Source organism: Peptostreptococcus stomatis DSM 17678, assembly GCF_000147675.1.
Lineage (GTDB): Bacteria > Bacillota > Clostridia > Peptostreptococcales > Peptostreptococcaceae > Peptostreptococcus > Peptostreptococcus stomatis.
In genome coordinates this window covers 45680-63001 of record NZ_ADGQ01000002.1, presented here as the reverse complement: position 1 = coordinate 63001, position 17322 = coordinate 45680, and the positions used below count along the sequence as shown (strand labels likewise).

Sequence of the window (17322 nt, the reverse complement as noted above, 5' to 3'; positions counted from 1 at the left end):
TATTGTTTTTGGCCAATATAAGTTATATTGCCAAAAAAATGGTCGAGGTGAAGGGACTCGAACCCCCGGCCCCATGGTCCCAAACCACGTGCGCTACCAAACTGCGCTACACCTCGTCCTATGGCGGAGAAGGAGGGATTCGAACCCTCGCACCAGTTTAATCCAGCCTAATCCCTTAGCAGGGGATCCTCTTGAGCCTCTTGAGTACTTCTCCAAAATATGTAAATGGCGGAGAGGGTGGGATTCGAACCCACGGTGCCTCACGACATCACTGGTTTTCAAGACCAGCTCCTTAAACCACTCGGACACCTCTCCAAAAAATGATCTATCCGAGATTCGAACTCGGGACACCTTGATTAAAAGTCAAGTGCTCTACCGACTGAGCTAATAGACCAAACTATTAAATTCCTAATGGAGCTGGTGATAGGAATCGAACCTACAACCTGCTGATTACAAGTCAGCTGCTCTACCGTTGAGCCACACCAGCATATTAATGGTGGGAGTAACAGGGCTCGAACCTGTGACCCCCTGCTTGTAAGGCAGATGCTCTCCCAGCTGAGCTATACTCCCACATTATGACTCCTAGGGGAATCGAACCCCTGTTACCGCCGTGAAAGGGCGGTGTCTTAACCGCTTGACCAAGGAGCCAAGTTAGAAAGCTCCAAGGGTGGGGCTCGAACCCACAGCCTACCGGTTAACAGCCGGTTGCTCCACCATTGAGCTACCTTGGAATAACGCGGCTACGTCCTATTCTCCCAGGCAGCTTCCCACCAAGTACCTTCAGCGCTAAGGAGCTTAACTTCTGTGTTCGGAATGGGAACAGGTGTATCCTCCTTGCTATAGTAACCACATTAAACTTGAAAGTGACAAAAAAATTTGTCCATTTTCATACTTTCTTCAAACTTTGCCGTCCCCTCAAGGACAAGTATTATAATATCATACTTGCTATATAGCGTCAACACTTTTTTGTAAGTTTTTTTATCTAAAAAACAAGTTTTTTCTTTCTATATTTAATTATACGAATTATAAACTATATTTTATGTTATATATACGTATTTTGGCGAATTTTATACTGATTTTTCATCCTAAGCAGTATAAAAGACCCCACATTCCCAATAAAGAATTCTTGGGTGTAGGGCCTTTCCTTATCATATCCTATTATATATTCTTATTTAACTAAAGCCTTAGCCTTTTCAACTACATTAGCTACGGTAAATCCAAAGTGTTCAAACAATATCTTGGCTGGTGCAGATGCTCCAAATGTATCCATAGCAACTACATCACCATCTAGGCCAACATACTTATACCATGGCATTGGATTAGCCGCTTCGACAGCTAGTCTAGTTCTAACAGCTGATGGAAGTACTTCTTCAATATATTCAGGAGACTGGGCTTCAAATACATCCATACATGGTACAGATACTACTCTTACTGACTTGCCTTCCTTTTCTAATTCTTCCTTAGCCCCTACAGCTAGCTCTACTTCTGATCCTGACGCCAAGATAATAAGGTCTATCTTGTCCTTATTAGCTGCCTCTGCTAGTATATATCCACCCTTGAAGGCTTCCTTAGAAGAGCCCTCTAGCTGTGGTAGGTTCTGTCTAGTAAGTACTATGGCAGTCGGAGTTGCCTCTGATCCTATAGCACTAGCCCATGCAGCTGCAGTTTCTGTATAGTCAGCTGGTCTAAATACGTTTAGGTTAGGTATAGACCTTAACATAGCCAATTGTTCGATTGGTTCATGTGTCGGTCCGTCTTCACCAACTCCTATAGAGTCATGAGTCAGTACAAATGTAACTGGTAGACCCATTAGAGATGATAGTCTAATCATAGGCTTCATAAAGTCAGAGAACACAAAGAATGTAGCACAATATGGGTTCAAACCACCGTGTAGATAAATACCATTAGTAATAGCTGTCATAGCCATCTCTCTTACACCAAAGTGGATATTTCTACCGCTCCTATCAGTCGCTGAGAAGAATCCCTGGCCCTTCATTTCAGTCTTATTAGATGGTGCAAGGTCAGCTGATCCACCAACTAGGTTAGGGTATACGTCTTTTAACTTATTTATTATATCACCTGAAACAGCCCTTGTAGCCATGGCCTTGTTTTCATGAGCCCAATAAGCTTCTGAATCTATAATCTTTGTCACATCTGGCTTGGCAAAGTACTCATCCCATAACTTTGCTTCTTCTGGATACTTTGTCGCATATTCTGCAAACATAGCCTTCCATGCATCTTCCTTCTTGGCACCTTCCTCTGCAAGATCCTTATAGTGGTCATATATCTCTGCATCCACTTCAAATGCTGTCTGATTTTCCCAGCCTAGGAACTTTCTAAGCTCTACTATATTATCTTCACCTAGTGGCTCTCCGTGGGCAGATGCCTTACCAACCTTAGCTGGACAGCCATAACCAATCTGAGTCTTACATATAATTAAAGAAGGTCTTTCCTTGTCTGCCTTGGCCTTAGCTATTGCTGCATCTATAGCCTCTAGGTCATTTCCATCTTCCACCACCTGTACCTGGTAGCCAAAAGCTTCAAATCTAGCAGCTACATCTTCTGTAAAGGCCAGGTCTGTATCACCTTCTATAGTTATCTTATTTGAATCGTATAGGACAATGAACTTGTCTAACTTTAGTGTACCAGCCAATGATAGGGCTTCGTATGCTACACCCTCCATCAGACATCCGTCACCTGTTAGGGCATATGTATAGTGGTCAACTATAGGGTATCCATCCTTGTTGAACTTGGCAGCCAAGTGCGCTTCTGCCATTGCCATACCCACTGCCGTAGATACACCTGCACCTAGAGGTCCTGTAGTAGATTCTACGCCTGCTGTATGCTTGTATTCTGGATGCCCTGGAGTAAGACTTCCAAACTGCCTAAAGCTCTTTAAATCATCCAAACTAAGTCCATATCCAAACATATGAAGTAAAGAGTATAGTAATGAAGAGCCATGTCCTGCTGATAGAACAAACCTATCCCTATTTTTCCAATTAGGGTTCTTAGGATTATGGTTCATGTTATTAGCCCACAAACTGTATGCTATAGGTGCTGCACCTAGTGGCAAACCTGGGTGTCCTGAATTTGCCTTTTGAACCTGGTCAGCTGACAAGATTCTCAAAGCATTTACTGCCTTTTGATTAATGTTCATATTAAATATCCTCCAATAAAATTTACATATACTTTTCGATTATAAGGTATCTATAATTAAAAGACCTATAATATAGTCCATAAAATTCCTTATACTACTCTTTTTATTTTAACTTAATTATAGATAAATTACAATTTTTATCACAAAATTAATATATATTTTAGGCTCATCATTGACTATGCTTCCAAAATTTATATCTTTCTCTATTTAGGTTTTAATTTTTCATTATCTTAGTCAGCAATTGCTTATCTCTTCAGCAAATCTTTCTACATCTATCAGCCATTTTCCATCCTCCTTGATTAGGTGAATCTCAGGCAAGGAACCTTGTAAAATCTTATTTGCATCATCCAATATTTGAGAATACTCATAGAACTGACGGCCTTTTGGAAAATCTTTTATCTTTTGCCATTCTTCAAATTCTTTCAAAAAACACTTATGAGATGGTAATTCAATTTTTTCAAACATACTTTCATCAATAAATCTTACCAAGCGATATAAACCATGTATTTCCGGAACAAAGCATTTATCAATTTTTTTGATAGGATAACCTTGTTTTTGGTAGGCTTCACAAAGCTTTTCTAAGCATTCTGTCATTCCGTCCACATTTTTTTCGGCAAGAAAAATAAAAAACCTAACATAGTACTCTGCTATTCCGGTAAGCTTTTTCTTTGTTAAGAATGATTGGGCCTTTGACATAGCCTCCTCTAATTTTTTATCATCTTTGTAATAGATTGAATGAAAAAGGTTTATTACATTTTCAGTATAAAATGTACCCTTAAGTAGGGGTAATTTAGGTGGAAGAAAAGCTTGGATTACCTCAAAATCATTAGAGGCAAAACATGTAAAAATTCCTTTTATGATATTTCCTGAATAGGTTGTACCACTATGCCCAATCCCACCTGCCAGCAGACAAGCCTTAGCATTTTGCCAAATGGCATTGTTCAAATCCTCAAAATCCCCTTCACGGAAGGCGCAGTAGTAAGAAAAATATTGAATTTTGTCAAGAATAAGCTGGATATATAATTTAGTTTTCAATACCTTATCACTAGAATCCCTATACTTTTCTAAATGTTCTTCAAATATTTTTTGATTTAGTTTTTCGAAATCTTGCCAGTCTTCCGGATGGGAATAGGCTCCCCATTTTTGATAATAATCTTCCCTCATTTTTTTGTATAATTTGATATATTCTTTCACAATAAACTCCTCTTTATTTATGATATATAAATGCTCCTGTTAAGTCAGTACTATGTAATCTAGGAAGCACTTTGTCAAGTACCTTTTTTAGATTTATTGACCTTTTTCTTATAAAGTCCGAATAATAAAAAAACAGTAAACCTTTAGATTTACTGTTCAGTGAATTGCTATATTATAGTTTGTATTTATTTGAGTTAGGCAAACTAGTATTAATCAAAGATTTTAGGTCTTCGGTAAAAGACTTCTAATTTATTTCATATTAATTTTAAACAACTAATTTAATAACCCACTTTTACCAATCTAGTAAAATTACAGCGAATCATTATGAATAAGAACACTCATATATGCACCTTTTTTGAAAAGTGATGTACTGACACCCCAGGCAACTGCTGAGCAGGCTAATTTATTTGCATCTTTTGCCTTGATAGTTCTGGAATCAAGTACGATCCCCAATGGATATAGCTCAGCTGATAAATACTGGTGTAAGCTATCTGCTGAACCAGATTCAACTGCCTTTATCGAACGCAGGGGATTTGTATCCCACCATTCATCCGGCTTTGAAAAGGAACCGTCGGCTCTCATCTCACCTGAAGATAGTTGCTGTGCACAGATTTCTCTTATTCTCTCTAAAGTCTCATCGTCAATTACACCGTCAGTTATTGAATAGGCATAGTATGCGCATGCAACACCATCATCTTCCAACTCTTTAACCAGGTAAAGGTTTGAAATTCCTCTTTCCTTGAATTTTTTCCACTTACCTGATACCTTTTTAAGACTAGCATCAGTATAAAGGGATGAATTTCCGTCTTCTAGTGCATGTCTTAATTCCTCTAAATTAACATCCTTCTTTTCCCAGTTATCGATGAAATTGATTCTTAGGTCTCCCATTTTAATTATCCTCCTTCTTGTCTTCTTGCCAACTGGCTAAAGTATTATTATCAAATACGATCATCGTATCAATAAACGGTTCTACTAAGATTTCAGTATAAAAAGCCCCCTTCCTGCTACGGTATGCGGTAGCACCTGACCGTGAGTTTACAAAAAACTTAACCTCATACTTCCCCGGTGGTACTAGTATTGATGGGGTTAGTATCTCTTCAGAAAATAGGGCCTTATACCAATTTTCACCATCAGGACTAACCTCAACATCATAGAAATCACCATATCCATTATCTATCCTAAGATATACCTTGGATAATTCACGGTTATTTTTCATATCCTTAATCATCTTAAAAGCTTTCTTGCGCTTAGACTGCTTATATACCAAGCGTCCCATACTTATAAAGAACATTATCGTCATGACAAGAACTACTATCCAAGGTTTATCGTTTATAAAACCCATAATTTCTTTCATATCGTTTTCCCTTCATAGATAAATTTCAAAAAATATCTAAAAACACTTGATAATATTACACCATTGTTTAGATCTTTTTACTAGTTTTAAATTCCCCATCTACCTCTATGCTTTATGCCTCATGGTCCAAGGGCCAGTTTCTCATTGCTCTTTCCTTTAAGATTTTAAGCAAGAAAAAACAGCAAAACTATTTACTGTTTTTTCTCAGTTTATATTAATTTTTAGTTATTAAATATACTTTATCTTATAAATAAAACTATACTTATACCAAGCTTTATTTACCCATATCCTTTAACTTTGCATAATCTTCATCGGATAATTTCCAAGTAAAGTCTGGCATCTCTTGTATACCTGATAATGTCATATACTGATAGTTTTCATATACATAGAATTTTATTACAAAGTCTTTACCATCTTTATCCTTAGTAATAACTCTAAACTCACGACTAACTACTGCATCTTTTGGAAGTTGAGCAAAAGCAGATGCTGGATCTTTAAGATTTTCAGTACTCTGAGTTATAAGATCAGAAAAATACTTCAAATCTTTTCGACTGGTCATCTCTGAAATCATCTTCTGATTTTTATCATATACCTCTACCCTATCCCTGTCTTTACTTCCACAAGCCACTAATGAAATGGCACAAATCAAACTTAAGGCTAATGCAACAAACTTTTTCATACTCATATACCTCCAATAATTCAATTTTTTTAGCTGTATAACATTATATATCATAAATATTATATCATTTTTTTGCCAATATTACTACTACTAAATGTCTCCTTTAAAAATAATCTTGTCCCCCGAGGCCATACAATCCACCTTACCATCCTTGATTTTTATACCCTCATGGTCCAAGAGCCAGGTCTTCTTATCCATTCCCCCAGCATACCCTGTCAGGTCTCCATGGCTTCCAATGACCCTATGGCAGGGTATAATTATAGATATAGGGTTATGGCCTACTGCTCCACCAACTGCCTGGGCTGACATGGACTTTCTGCCCAACTTTTTGGCCACCTGCCTGGCTATACCGGCATAAGTTGTAACTTGACCGTAGGGTATGTCCATCAATATTGACCATACCCCTTGCCTAAAGTCTGTCCCCTCTGGCCTTAATTTTAAATCACCTATAGGTGGTCTTTGGCCTGAAAAATACTTATCAAGCCAAGATACCGCTTCATCCAGTATATCTAAACTGTGATTTGACGATTTACCCTTGGTTGAAACTATCTGGCCCCCTTCTAGACCACCTGCAAAGTACTTTTGACCTTCAGTCCATAGGCCTACTATATACTTTTTATTCTGGTCACACACTAGGGTCAACTTTCCCAGGGGTGACTTATATTCTCTTGAATAGTACATTAGATCACCTCCTCCCTATAATATATCAAAAAATTGCACAAATTTTATCACATTTATTCATTTTTTAGACTTTTCTATTTACAAATGCATTTATATCCCTTATAATATTCTACAAACTTTATAGGAATTCATACATGCGATTTAGCAAATCAAGCAAGGCGGGCTAACTGCACTTGCTTTTTTTATAAATTTACATAAGGAGGAAATTATATTATGGCTAATTTCGCAATTGTAGGAGCTACAGGGCTCGTAGGAACAAAGATGATTGAAAGACTTGGTGAAAGCAAGCTAAGGGTTGATAATATCTACCTTATGGCATCAGCCAGGTCAGCAGGAAAGGTCCTTCAATTTAGGGGACAAGATGTCATCGTAGAAGAACTAAACGAAGGTTCTTTTGACAAGGAAATCGATTACGCAATCTTTTCTGCAGGAGGAGATACTTCTCGTAAGTTTGCCCCTATCGCAGAATCCAAGGGAATTATAGTGATTGATAACTCAAGTGCTTGGAGGATGGAAGAAGATATAGACCTTATAGTTCCAGAGTGCAATGAGCCCCTATTAAAGAGAAAGATAATAGCTAACCCAAATTGCTCTACTATCCAGTCGGTAGTCCCACTAAAACCGTTGGCTGATGCTTTTGGTCTAGACCGTGTAGCCTACACAACTTACCAGGCTGTTTCAGGCTCAGGCAAGGGTGGTATAGACGACCTATTAAACGGGCAGGATGGAAAAGAGCCAAAGAAATACCCTCACCCAATCTACAACAATGTTCTTCCACATATAGACGTCTTCTTGGATAACGGCTATACAAAAGAAGAAATGAAGATGATTGATGAGACTAAGAAGATTTTATCCCTTGGCGAGGATGTCAAGATTACGGCTACTTGTGTTCGTGTACCAGTCTTAAATTCACACTCAGTAGACATCAATGTAACATTTAAGAAGGAAACTAGCGTTGAGGAAATCAGGGAAATATTAAAAAATGCCCCAGGCCTAGTTCTACTTGACAAGCCACAGGAAAATATCTACCCTACGCCACTAGATGCCAGCGGTCACGATGAGGTCTATGTCGGAAGAATCAGGAAGGATATTTCCCAAGATAATAGCTTCTACATCTGGTGTGTAGCAGATAATATCAGAAAGGGAGCAGCTAGTAATGCCATCCAAATAGCAGAGATGCTAGAGGCAAAAAAACAAGTTTAAAAAATGTAATTTTACAACAAATGAAAGTTTTAACTTGTAACTTTCCATATTTAGTGTTAGAATGTTTTTTAACACATAAAGTAAGACAAACCTAGTTTTATTTTATTTACGACTACATAAGGGTAGTCGAGGTCAACTTTGATAAGAAGGAGGAATTTATTTTGAAAACATTACAGATAGGATTATTTGGTCTCGGGACCGTGGGCTCCTCAACAGTGGAGATACTTACCTCCAACCGTGAATTGTTGGAGAGTCAATTAGGCTGCACCACGCAGATAAGTAAAATATGTGTCAGAGATACCGGGAAGACCCGCTCCGTTGATACATCCAACAGCATACTTACCTCCAGGCCCGAAGACATTCTTCTAGACCCAAAGATAGATATAGTGGTTGAAGTAATGGGAGGAATAGAGAAATCCAAGGAAATTATCGAAGCCGCCTTTAAAAATGGAAAACACGTTGTTTCGGCAAATAAAGACTTAATAGCCCTCTACGGCAAAGAATTATCAGAACTCGCCAAACAAAACAATTGTCATTTCTTTTTTGAAGCCGCAGTTGCCGGTGGAATCCCTATTCTAAGAACTCTACAAACTTCCCTTACAGGAAATCATATAAATAAAATCAGCGGAATCGTAAATGGTTCTACAAATTATATTCTCACTCGAATGGAAATAGAAAGTTTATCATTGGAATCAATCATAGAAGATGCCAAAGCCCTAGGTTATTTAGAGGCAGACCCAAGTGCTGACCTTGATGGCCTAGATGCAGCAAGGAAGTGTGCAATACTTGCTAGCCTTGGTTTTCACAATCTTGTAAAATCAGATCAAGTATACGTATCAGGAATTAGAAACATATCTCTAGAAGACATTAATCAAGCAAAGAAATTAGGTTATAAAATTAAATTATTGGCTATAGCTGAAAATAAGGACCGTGGTATCGTTGCTAGAGTTCACCCAGTCCTAATAGGAGAAAACCACCCTCTGGCAGGAGTTCAGTATGAATTCAATGCTGTATATATAGATGGAGACTACCTAGGTCAGACGATGTACTATGGTAGGGGAGCTGGTGGAAATCCAACAGGTTCAGCCGTTGTAAGCGATATAATAGCTATTGGCAAGGCTATCTTATCTCAGACAAAACCGGAATTAGCCTATGCTAGTATGGGAAACAAGGACCTAATAGATATTGAAGATCTTGACTTTGCCTACTACATCAGACTGGTTACAGACCACGACAAACTTGGTCAGGGTGGTCTAGTAGACCTACTTGATAAAAAGGGTCTCAAGATAAGGTCAATGGATAAAACTAATAGAAACCTAGAGATATCCGATATAGATAAAATACCTGAAAACACTGATTTAGGTCAAAACCTGGTCAATGTAGATCAATTTGTAATTGTAACAGAAAGAGTGAGAGAGAAAGATTTCAAAAAAGCAATCAAGGACTTGGAAGATATCAGTAATTCGATAACAGTTATTAGAATAGAAGAAGATATTTAGATAAAAGGAGATTTAATATATGAAATGGCAAGGATTAATAAATCAATATAAGGAATTTTTACCAGTTAATGAAAATACACCTTTAGTATCCCTATACGAGGGTAACACTCCCCTAATTAAGAGTTTAAACCTAAGTAAGGAGCTTGGCATAGACCTATACTTCAAATTTGAAGGTCTAAATCCTACAGGCTCATTCAAGGACCGTGGCATGTTTATGGCAATCGCCAAGGCAATAGAAGAAGGGTCAGATACTATCATGTGTGCCAGTACAGGAAATACATCAGCCTCAGCTGCTGCTTACGGTGCTAGGTATGGCCTAAGGACTATAGTCCTAATACCAGATGGCTATATAGCAATGGGCAAGTTAGCCCAGGCCCTACAGTATGGGGCCCAGGTGGTAGCTATCCAGGGTAACTTTGATGATGCCCTAAACCTAGTCAAGGAAATTACTGAGTCCCACCCTATTACCCTGGTCAATTCCCTAAACCCATACAGGATAGAGGGCCAGAAAACAGGTGCCTTTGAAATAGTGGATGACCTGGGTGATGCACCAGACTACCTGGCTATACCAGTCGGCAATGCGGGTAATATTACTGCCTACTGGAAGGGCTTTAAGGAGTACAAGGAAGCAGAAAAGTCTACAAGACTACCTAAGATGAAGGGTTACCAGGCCAAGGGGGCTTCTCCAATAGTAGAGGGCCATCCTTTTGAAAATCCTGATACTGTGGCAACAGCTATAAGAATAGGAAATCCAGCATCTTGGGACAAGGCCCTGGCAGCTAGGGACGAATCTGGAGGATCTATTAAGGCAGTTACAGATGAAGAAATCCTGGCAGCCTACAAGCTACTTTCAAACCAAGAAGGTATATTTGCAGAGCCTGCCTCAGCAGCATCCCTAGCCGGTGTCATCCAGTCAGTAAAAAATGGGGATATTGAAAAGGGGGCAAGGGTAGTTTGTATCCTAACTGGTAACGGCCTAAAAGATCCAGATACTTGCCTAGAATCAGCAGTTAAACCTCAGTCTATTCCAGCCAACCTGGAAAGTGTACTGAAGTTAATAGAAGGTTAGGTGGTCTTATGATTAGAGTAAAAGTACCAGCAACTACAGCAAATATGGGGCCTGGATATGACGTATTAGGTATGGCCCTATCACAGTATTCAACATTCCAGTGCCAGGAAGATGACAAAATTTCCCTTTCTATCAAGGGACTAGAAAGCGAAAAATTAGTTAACCAAGACCATGAAGCTAACCTAGTTGTAAGGTCTATGAACCATCTCTTTAAGTACGTTGACAAGTACCCAAAGGGATATAAGCTTGAAATTATAAATGATATCCCCCTGGCCAGAGGGATGGGGTCTAGTGCCTCAGCCATAGTGGGTGGTCTACTAGTAGCAAATTACCTGGTAGGTGCAAATCTTAACCAAGATGAAATTTTAAAACTGGCTACTCAGATAGAGGGTCATCCTGACAATGTGGCCCCAGCCCTAATGGGAAATATAGTCCTATCTACAAAGGCACCTGACGACCAGGTTATCTACCACTCTATCAAGCCGTTTGATGATCTGACTTGTGTCATATTTATACCTGATTATGATGTATCTACTAGCATGTCAAGGGCTGTCCTGCCCCAGTCTATAAGTATGGCAGATGCAGTCCATACTAGTGGTCACCTGAGCCTAATGCTGGCAGGTTTTATGACTGGAAACAAGGACCTAATAGGTCAGACTATGGTAGACAGGCTTCATGAACCTTATAGAAAGAGCCTAATCAAGAACTTTGATGACTTTAAGGCCTCTGCCCTAGAAGTTGGAGCCTTTGCCTTTTCATTGAGTGGGTCTGGTTCAACTATCATAGCCTACTGTGACCACGACTCTGCCCCCCATGTCAAGAGGGCCTTTGAAGAGGTCAGCCAGAAATATTCCATAAGTGGAACTAGCAAAATAATAGCACCTTGCAGCCAGGGTGCAGTCTGTGAGGTGGTCTAAATGGGACTAATTGTACAAAAATACGGAGGAAGTTCTCTTGCCGACAAGGAAAGAATCCTAAATGTAGCAAGGAGAATAGTCGAAACTAAGAGGGATGGTAACAAGGTTATAGCCATTGTGTCTGCCATGGGTAAGACTACAGACAAGCTGATACAAATGGCTAGGGAAATATCAGAAGTGCCTCCCAAAAGAGAAATGGATAGACTCCTGTCTACTGGTGAACAGATATCCATGTCACTTTTAGCTATGGCTATACAGGCCATGGGAGAAAAGGCAATCTCCCTATCAGGCCCCCAGGCAGGTATTATGACAGATGCCTACCATAGCAAGGCCAGGATCAAAAATGTGGCAGCTGACAGGTTGAAAAAGGAACTTGAAGAAGATAATATAATCATAGTTGCCGGCTTCCAGGGTGAAAATGCTGACTACGATATCACTACCCTTGGTAGGGGTGGCTCGGATACATCAGCAGTAGCAATTGCTGCTGCAGTAGATGCAGACCTATGTGAGATTTTCACAGATGTTGATGGTGTATACTCATGTGACCCAAGAATAGTACCTAAGGCTAAAAAGTTAAAGGTTGTGTCTTATGATGAGATGCTAGAACTCGCTATCTTAGGTGCCAAGGTATTGCAACACCGCTCTGTTGAGTTGGCAAAGACTCACAAGGTAGCCGTCCATGTTAGATCAAGTTTTAATCATAATTTAGGAACAGTAGTCAAGGAGGATACTTCTATGGAACATAACGGAATAATAACAGGTATAGCCCACGACTTCAATGTGGCCAAGGTCGTTGTCTTTGGAGTACCTGATAAGCCTGGTATAGCTGCCAGGATATTTGGAGAAATATCAAAATTAGATATAAATATACAGATGATAGTCCAGTCTGCCCAGACAGAAAATATGAACGATATAGCCTTTACTTGCTCTATAGAGGAAGCTAAAGAGGCCCAGGATGCCCTAGAAAAGGTTGTAAAGGAAATAGGTGCCAGGTCAGTAGTAATAACTGATAATCTGGCCAAAGTGAGTATAGTAGGTGCTGGTATGATGACTCATACAAATATAGCATCTAGGATGTTCTCTGCCCTAGCTGGAGCTGGAGTAAATATAGACATGATATCAACTTCTGAAATTACAATTTCTGTAATAGTAGAATCAGACAAGTGCCAGGATGCTGTCCAGGCCCTAGCCAAGGAATTTGATCTGCTAGAAAATAAATAATTTAAACAAAATATAGCATAATTAAAGGTAGTATTACTATTCTCTTTTAAAAAATGGCTCTATGTCAAATAACGTTGGTGATAATTTAAATCAACAAAATCTATTAAATTATGCGGCAGCATCCATAGCAAACTTATAGTTATGGATGTTGCCTTTTTGTATCTTATACCTTCCACAGAATCATAGCCAGCACAGTCCTGCTAGCAACCTCTATACCCTGACTCTCAGGACAATAAGTCTCCTTGTACTCCCTGATCAAGTCCTCAGCTTCAAGCCCCGTTTTTTCCCTAATATCCTCAAAGACAAAGGCATAGCCCCTCAATATATCTTCAACAGACAGAACATCCCTATCTTCCCTAGTCAGGTAGGAAATCTCTGGGCTATAGCCATCCATCCATAAAAGATTAAAGCTAGCCATGACAGCATTCCTATCATTGTGGGGATTATATCCTCTCTTGACTCCTGACCTCTCAATCAAAAAGTCGCTCAGCGAATCTGTTGCCTCTATAAACTGGTTTATCAGGCAGTACTTCCTTGATGAGTATACCATATTCTTGAGACCTTGCGGAGTCCTAACTGCTGGGCACATTGATGCAAAGGCTAGGTCAAACTTAGCATCCCAACCTATCTTGGCCAAGTCTGCTGTCTCCCATACCATCTTTTCGTAATTTATATTATCTATTCCCTGACTATTAGCATTCTCTCTTGCCAAGTCCAGCATATTTTTAGAAATATCAGTCATAGTCACCGACTGGGCTAGTCTTGCCATAGGGATGGCATACCTACCACTACCTCCACCTATATCAAGCACGCTGGCACCCTCTAGTATACCGGCCTCTGCCAGCCTGTTCACTACCTCATCTACAAAGCCCGACTTGTCCGTTTTTACTGCTTCATTGAAACTAGCGGCCCTCATATCCCACATCTTTTCTGAATCTATATCCTTATTTTGATGCCTTGTCAGCATTTCTTCGTAAAATTTCCTGTCCATATCTGACCTCCTATTTTTTATTTGTATATTTTTACCCCTACTTGATGATATATACTCATTGAAAACAAGTATCTTCCACTTAGATGAAAAAGGACGATTTGTTTCACTATATATTCGTATTTTAGCATTATTTACCTAGGTTTTCACTATGTAGATTATTATTTATTCATAATATAATGTAACAAATAATAATCTAGTTACTCATTATACCCTTTTTAACCAGCTAGGGTCATACTTATCGTCTAACTTGGTAAAGTATAGGACTCCCTCCCTTTCATCCATATGGACCTGTCCCCTCTTTACCATATGAAATACATGGGCCATTGTTTCACCGGATGCAAAGAACTTCTGGGCTGGTGGGAAATCATCCCAAGAATCCGCCTTAATCCTCCAGGTAATCCTAGGAGATAGGTCCCTGATAGTGTATTCTACACCAGGTTCCATGGCATCTAGTATTTCCTGTAGCCTCAAGATATGGTGGTCTATAATCTCATCAATCCTCTTTATATAGTCTAATACCGGGTCCCTATGTGTTGAAAATACATGGTCAAAATCCATCTTTCTCAAACCTAGCAGGGTATTCATATAGGTATTCAGGGCATCCCCCTCTTCAAAGCCCCAGAATGTGATATTAGGAGTAATCGTCTCTAGGATTGTATCACCACAGAAAAATATCTTGTGCTTCTTTTCATATAGGCCTATATGTCCCGGTGTGTGCCCCTTTAGGTCCATTACTTCAAATTCATATTCGCCCGTTCTTATTATGTCTCCTGGTGCTACTATGTCCATGTCTACCTCATCGGGTGCCTGGAATAAATAGCCTGGGTGGTCTTCTAACATTATTTCACCGCCAGTCACATTAAAGTAGTCTAGAAGCTTATACAAAAGCTGCCAGTAGCTACCATTGGCAGCATCGTTGATTATCTTTCCATCGGTAGCACTGGCATAGACCTTACAACCAGCACTCTTAAAGTTTGATGCCAGGCCAGAATGGTCGGCATGCATATGGCTAATAAACAAGTCTGTATCCGACATTTCAAGACCAAGGTCTGCTAGACCTGCTAACATAGAATCTAGGGTCTCCTGTGTGTGGTAACCCGTATCCAAGACTAGGTTCTTGTCCCTATCCTTGATTATATAAATATTTGTAGCCTTTAGGGGACTCTTGGGCAAAACCACCTGAAAGGTATATATATTCTTATAAACTTCCTTAACCATAAAAACTACCTCCTAACCTCTTTACTGAATTCTACTTACTATTATATTTAATTACAATATAATATTGGATCTTTAAAATCCACTTTTATTTTATGCCCATCAGGCCTTCTTGGTATATCCTTAAATCCATGACTTTTAGGTCCTCTGCTATCATAGGTCTAAAGTCCATCTGACCTAGGATATCCTTATCCAAGTCTACACCAGGTGCTATTTCCACAAGCTCTATTCCACCCTCTCTCAGGGCAAAAACACACCTTTCTGTCACAAAAATTACATTCTGGCCACTCTCAAGACTCTCTTCTGCACTGAAAGTAATCTCTTCTATAGTCTCTATAAATTTTTTCTTTTTGCCTTCCTGGACTATAACTAACCTACCATCCCTAACTTCTGTTACCAGGCCACCAGCAGTCATGGTTCCACAAAAGACTATATCCTTGGTAGACTGGGTAATATCTATAAATCCACCACGTCCTGCCTATTGATAGATTGAGAAGAAACTATATTTTTCACCTGGACTATAACCTTACCACCACAAGCCTTGACAGCCATGGCAACATCCAGGGAATCTATTATGGATGATTCCTCCTCCATACTTATATTTCCAAATTCATCCGCACTTGTCCCCCTGATAATACCTATATCATAATTGGGAACCTTGTACTTCAAATACTCTTTTCCATCTATTTCTATTAGGTCTACAAGGTCTTCCCTGGCAGCTTCATTGACCTTGCCACCCCTTAACCTGGGATCGCAGTAGGTTTTTAGGCCAATCCTGCTTATCTCAAAGTCCTTTCCACCTGCTGCCTGCCTGTATAGGTGGGCAATTACCCCCTGGGGAAAGTTATAGGCCTCAACCTCATTTTTCAGGACCATTTCTATCATTGGTCTATTATTGGCAAAATGGGCTGTCACATACCTCTTTATCAGGCCTGGATATGATAACTCACATATGCCTTGGTCATTGTTGTTACCAAGACCAGCTCCCTGATATAGGGTTAGGTTTTTAGGTTTCCCTTCATTTAGGTACCTCTGTCCAATTTTTACCATCATCTCCCTGGCAGCAGTTGCCAGCATAAATCCAGAAAAGGCTACTGTATCCCCATCTTTTATCAGGTCAATAGCCTGGTCAAAATCCATCAGCTTGTTCATATATTTCCCCCTAGTAGTTCCTATACTGGTTCAAGGTATCTATTACCTCTTTCGCAGTGACCATATGGTTTATCTGGTCCCTAAGTCTCGCAGAATGTTTCATCCCCTTTAGGTACCAACCTATATGTTTACGCATTTCCCTGACAGCCACATATTCACCATGCTCCTTTATAGCTAGGTCCATGTGTTTAATGGCTATATCTATCTTCTCATCCTTGCTAGGTGGGTCTAATAGCTGGCCTGTCTTCATATAGTGGTCTATCCTCTTAAATATCCAAGGATTGCCCTGGGCCCCCCTACCTATCATAATGGCATCACAGCCAGTATGGTCCTTGATCCTAATTGCATCCTCGACACTAGTGACATCTCCATTACCTATAACTGGTATTGATATTTGTGACTTTACCTCTCCTATAATATCCCAGTCAGCCTGACCAGAATAATACTGCTCCCTGGTCCTACCGTGTATTGTAATGGCACATATACCACAGTCTTCTGCTATTTTGGCTATTTCAAGGGCATTTACAGAATTGTCGTCCCATCCCTTGCGTATCTTTAGAGTCACTGGCTTCTTTGAGTTTTTTACAACCTGATCTAGGACTTGTCCTGCAAGCTTGGGATTTCTCATAAGGGCAGAACCATCACCATTTTTTACTACCTTAGGTGCAGGACATCCCATATTTATATCCAGGATTTCATTCGGGTAGTCATTCAAAATTTGGGCTGCCTTGCCCATAAATTCAGGTTCACTTCCAAATATCTGGACGGCAACCGGATGCTCCTCGTCTAATATATTAAGCATCTTCTTTGTATTTTTATCATCATAGCAAAGGGCCTTGGCATTTATCATCTCCGTATAGAGAAGGCCACAGCCTAATTCTTTGCATATTAACCTAAATGGCAGGTCTGTTACTCCTGCCATTGGTGCTAAAAAAACTTCATTTTCAACTTCAAAATCTCTAAATTTCACTATATTGCTTCTCCTATCTA

16 protein-coding genes, 8 tRNA genes and 1 rRNA gene are annotated in these 17322 nt (G+C 39.6%); 5 read left to right on the top strand and 20 right to left on the bottom strand.

The features are described from left to right. Nucleotides 1-39: 39 nt before the first annotated feature. From HMPREF0634_RS00600 to HMPREF0634_RS00530, 15 genes are all read right to left on the bottom strand, one after another. A tRNA-Pro gene (locus HMPREF0634_RS00600) sits at nt 40-116 on the bottom strand. Nucleotides 117-121: 5 nt separating this feature from the next. After that, a tRNA-Ser gene (locus HMPREF0634_RS00595) sits at nt 122-214 on the bottom strand. Nucleotides 215-226: 12 nt separating this feature from the next. After that, nucleotides 227-315, bottom strand: a tRNA-Ser gene (locus HMPREF0634_RS00590). A gap of 6 nt (nt 316-321) precedes the next feature. Further along, a tRNA-Lys gene (locus HMPREF0634_RS00585) sits at nt 322-394 on the bottom strand. An 18-nt stretch (nt 395-412) separates the two neighbouring features. After that, nucleotides 413-487 (bottom strand) — tRNA-Thr (locus tag HMPREF0634_RS00580). 7 nt (nt 488-494) lie between these two features. Further along, nucleotides 495-570 (bottom strand) — tRNA-Val (locus HMPREF0634_RS00575). A gap of 6 nt (nt 571-576) precedes the next feature. After that, nucleotides 577-648: transfer RNA gene (locus HMPREF0634_RS00570), tRNA-Glu, on the bottom strand. An 11-nt stretch (nt 649-659) separates the two neighbouring features. Next, nucleotides 660-731 (bottom strand) — tRNA-Asn (locus HMPREF0634_RS00565). Nucleotides 732-734: 3 nt separating this feature from the next. Then, a 5S ribosomal RNA gene (gene rrf / locus HMPREF0634_RS00560) occupies nt 735-851 on the bottom strand. 317 nt (nt 852-1168) lie between these two features. Next, complete coding sequence (tkt, locus tag HMPREF0634_RS00555) at nt 1169-3157, bottom strand: transketolase (protein ID WP_007787971.1); 1989 nt, start codon at nt 3155-3157, stop codon at nt 1169-1171. Nucleotides 3158-3391: 234 nt separating this feature from the next. Beyond that, the gene (locus HMPREF0634_RS00550) at nt 3392-4351 is read right to left on the bottom strand and encodes a hypothetical protein (protein WP_050786319.1); all 960 of its coding nucleotides are present in this window, start codon (nt 4349-4351) and stop codon (nt 3392-3394) included. A gap of 309 nt (nt 4352-4660) precedes the next feature. After that, nucleotides 4661-5239 carry a hypothetical protein gene (locus HMPREF0634_RS00545; RefSeq protein ID WP_040565558.1) on the bottom strand — a complete coding sequence of 193 codons (579 nt, stop codon included), beginning with the start codon at nt 5237-5239 and terminating at the stop codon, nt 4661-4663. 1 nt (nt 5240) lies between these two features. Further along, nucleotides 5241-5705, bottom strand: a complete 465-nt coding sequence (locus tag HMPREF0634_RS00540; protein ID WP_040565557.1) for a hypothetical protein — start codon at nt 5703-5705, stop codon at nt 5241-5243. 274 nt (nt 5706-5979) lie between these two features. Beyond that, entirely contained in the window at nt 5980-6384 is a 405-nt protein-coding gene (locus HMPREF0634_RS00535) for a hypothetical protein (RefSeq protein ID WP_050786318.1), read from the bottom strand. Nucleotides 6385-6474: 90 nt separating this feature from the next. Then, nucleotides 6475-7065, bottom strand: a complete 591-nt coding sequence (locus HMPREF0634_RS00530; RefSeq protein ID WP_007787949.1) for a methylated-DNA--[protein]-cysteine S-methyltransferase — start codon at nt 7063-7065, stop codon at nt 6475-6477. A gap of 213 nt (nt 7066-7278) precedes the next feature. Here HMPREF0634_RS00530 and HMPREF0634_RS00525 point away from each other — a divergent pair, with 213 nt between their 5' ends. From HMPREF0634_RS00525 to HMPREF0634_RS00505, 5 genes are all read left to right on the top strand, one after another. Beyond that, the gene (locus HMPREF0634_RS00525; RefSeq protein WP_007787951.1) at nt 7279-8268 is read left to right on the top strand and encodes an aspartate-semialdehyde dehydrogenase; all 990 of its coding nucleotides are present in this window, start codon (nt 7279-7281) and stop codon (nt 8266-8268) included. Nucleotides 8269-8429: 161 nt separating this feature from the next. Next, nucleotides 8430-9767, top strand: a complete 1338-nt coding sequence (locus HMPREF0634_RS00520; RefSeq protein ID WP_007787985.1) for a homoserine dehydrogenase — start codon at nt 8430-8432, stop codon at nt 9765-9767. 19 nt (nt 9768-9786) lie between these two features. Next, a complete protein-coding gene (thrC, locus tag HMPREF0634_RS00515; RefSeq protein WP_007787967.1) occupies nt 9787-10836 on the top strand; it encodes a threonine synthase in 1050 nt (349 codons plus the stop codon). A gap of 8 nt (nt 10837-10844) precedes the next feature. After that, a complete protein-coding gene (gene thrB, locus HMPREF0634_RS00510; RefSeq protein ID WP_007787909.1) occupies nt 10845-11753 on the top strand; it encodes a homoserine kinase in 909 nt (302 codons plus the stop codon). After that, complete coding sequence (locus HMPREF0634_RS00505; RefSeq protein WP_007787918.1) at nt 11754-12974, top strand: aspartate kinase; 1221 nt, start codon at nt 11754-11756, stop codon at nt 12972-12974. A gap of 163 nt (nt 12975-13137) precedes the next feature. Here the strand turns inward: HMPREF0634_RS00505 and HMPREF0634_RS00500 are convergent, their stop codons facing one another. The 5 genes from HMPREF0634_RS00500 to dusB form a co-directional block, all read right to left on the bottom strand. Beyond that, nucleotides 13138-13890: a methyltransferase domain-containing protein gene (locus tag HMPREF0634_RS00500; protein ID WP_442630119.1), complete on the bottom strand. Its 753-nt coding sequence runs from the start codon at nt 13888-13890 to the stop codon at nt 13138-13140. 279 nt (nt 13891-14169) lie between these two features. Next, entirely contained in the window at nt 14170-15183 is a 1014-nt protein-coding gene (locus tag HMPREF0634_RS00495; protein ID WP_007787994.1) for an MBL fold metallo-hydrolase, read from the bottom strand. A gap of 85 nt (nt 15184-15268) precedes the next feature. Further along, nucleotides 15269-15595 (bottom strand): hypothetical protein, encoded by a 327-nt coding sequence (locus tag HMPREF0634_RS09890; protein WP_007787927.1) that lies wholly within the window; start codon nt 15593-15595, stop codon nt 15269-15271. Nucleotides 15596-15636: 41 nt separating this feature from the next. Continuing rightward, complete coding sequence (locus HMPREF0634_RS00490; RefSeq protein ID WP_007787996.1) at nt 15637-16332, bottom strand: CoA-transferase; 696 nt, start codon at nt 16330-16332, stop codon at nt 15637-15639. Between the two features lie 10 nt (nt 16333-16342). Then, nucleotides 16343-17302, bottom strand: coding sequence for a tRNA dihydrouridine synthase DusB (gene dusB, locus HMPREF0634_RS00485; protein WP_007787940.1), 960 nt, complete (start codon nt 17300-17302; stop codon nt 16343-16345). Nucleotides 17303-17322: the final 20 nt, after the last annotated feature.